Origin of the sequence: Streptococcus sp. SPS1 (assembly GCF_030439915.1) — a bacterium.
In the GTDB taxonomy this organism is placed as follows: Bacteria; Bacillota; Bacilli; order Lactobacillales; family Streptococcaceae; genus Streptococcus.
The window spans coordinates 1-2,500 of the sequence record NZ_JAQFJG010000027.1; the positions used below are offsets into that span (position 1 = coordinate 1).

The 2,500-nt window shown below is 50.2% G+C and carries 1 rRNA gene (cut by a window edge); it reads right to left on the bottom strand.

The annotated features are described in order from the left end of the window. Positions 1 to 2,500 (bottom strand): 23S ribosomal RNA (locus PCY12_RS10235) (its annotated part continues 291 nt past the right edge of the window); the annotation flags it as partial.

Consider the following 2,500-nt stretch of genomic DNA (forward strand, 5'->3'; position numbering starts at 1 on the left):
GGGAAATCTCATCTTGAGGTGGGTTTCACACTTAGATGCTTTCAGCGTTTATCCCTTCCCTACATAGCTACCCAGCGATGCCTTTGGCAAGACAACTGGTACACCAGCGGTAAGTCCACTCTGGTCCTCTCGTACTAGGAGCAGTTCCTCTCAAATTTCCTACGCCCGCGACGGATAGGGACCGAACTGTCTCACGACGTTCTGAACCCAGCTCGCGTGCCGCTTTAATGGGCGAACAGCCCAACCCTTGGGACCGACTACAGCCCCAGGATGCGACGAGCCGACATCGAGGTGCCAAACCTCCCCGTCGATGTGAACTCTTGGGGGAGATAAGCCTGTTATCCCCAGGGTAGCTTTTATCCGTTGAGCGATGGCCCTTCCATACGGAACCACCGGATCACTAAGCCCGACTTTCGTCCCTGCTCGAGTTGTAGCTCTCGCAGTCAAGCTCCCTTATACCTTTACACTCTGCGAATGATTTCCAACCATTCTGAGGGAACCTTTGGGCGCCTCCGTTACCTTTTAGGAGGCGACCGCCCCAGTCAAACTGCCCGTCAGACACTGTCTCCGATAGGGATCACCTATCTGGGTTAGAGTGGCCATAACACAAGGGTAGTATCCCAACAACGTCTCCTTCGAAACTGGCGTCCCGATCTCATAGACTCCTACCTATCCTGTACATGTGGTACAGACACTCAATATCAAACTGCAGTAAAGCTCCATGGGGTCTTTCCGTCCTGTCGCGGGTAACCTGCATCTTCACAGGTACTAAAATTTCACCGAGTCTCTCGTTGAGACAGTGCCCAAATCATTACGCCTTTCGTGCGGGTCGGAACTTACCCGACAAGGAATTTCGCTACCTTAGGACCGTTATAGTTACGGCCGCCGTTTACTGGGGCTTCAATTCATACCTTCGCTTACGCTAAGCACTCCTCTTAACCTTCCAGCACCGGGCAGGCGTCACCCCCTATACATCATCTTACGATTTAGCAGAGAGCTGTGTTTTTGATAAACAGTTGCTTGGGCCTATTCACTGCGGCTGACTTAAAGTCAGCACCCCTTCTCCCGAAGTTACGGGGTCATTTTGCCGAGTTCCTTAACGAGAGTTCTCTCGCTCACCTGAGGCTACTCGCCTCGACTACCTGTGTCGGTTTGCGGTACGGGTAGAGTATGTTTAAACGCTAGAAGCTTTTCTTGGCAGTGTGACGTCACTAACTTCGCTACTAAACTTCGCTCCCCATCACAGCTCAATGTTATAGAACTAAGCATTTAACTCAGTTCACACCTCACTGCTTAGACAGACTCTTCCAATCGTCTGCTTTAGTTAGCCTACTGCGTCCCTCCATCACTACATACTCTAGTACAGGAATATCAACCTGTTGTCCATCGGATACACCTTTCGGTCTCTCCTTAGGTCCCGACTAACCCAGGGCGGACGAGCCTTCCCCTGGAAACCTTAGTCTTACGGTGGACAGGATTCTCACCTGTCTTTCGCTACTCATACCGGCATTCTCACTTCTATGCGTTCCAGCACTCCTCACGGTATACCTTCATCACACATAGAACGCTCTCCTACCATACCTATAAAGGTATCCACAGCTTCGGTAAATTGTTTTAGCCCCGGTACATTTTCGGCGCAGGGTCACTCGACTAGTGAGCTATTACGCACTCTTTGAATGAATAGCTGCTTCTAAGCTAACATCCTAGTTGTCTGTGCAACCCCACATCCTTTTCCACTTAACAATTATTTTGGGACCTTAGCTGGTGGTCTGGGCTGTTTCCCTTTCGACTACGGATCTTAGCACTCGCAGTCTGACTGCCGACCATAATTCTTTGGCATTCGGAGTTTATCTGAGATTGGTAATCCGGGATGGACCCCTCACCCAAACAGTGCTCTACCTCCAAGAATCTCTAATGTCGACGCTAGCCCTAAAGCTATTTCGGAGAGAACCAGCTATCTCCAAGTTCGTTTGGAATTTCTCCGCTACCCACAAGTCATCCAAGCACTTTTCAACGTGCCCTGGTTCGGTCCTCCAGTGCGTCTTACCGCACCTTCAACCTGCTCATGGGTAGGTCACATGGTTTCGGGTCTACGTCATGATACTAATTCGCCCTGTTCAGACTCGGTTTCCCTACGGCTCCGTCTCTTCAACTTAACCTCGCATCATAACGTAACTCGCCGGTTCATTCTACAAAAGGCACGCTCTCACCCATTAACGGGCTCGAACTTGTTGTAGGCACACGGTTTCAGGTTCTATTTCACTCCCCTCCCGGGGTGCTTTTCACCTTTCCCTCACGGTACTGGTTCACTATCGGTCACTAGGGAGTATTTAGGGTTGGGAGATGGTCCTCCCAGATTCCGACGGGATTTCTCGTGTCCCGCCGTACTCAGGATACTGCTAGGTACAAAGACTATTTTAAATACGAGGCTATTACTCTCTTTGGCTGATCTTCCCAAATCATTCTTCTATAATCTTTGAGTCCACATTGCAGTCCTACA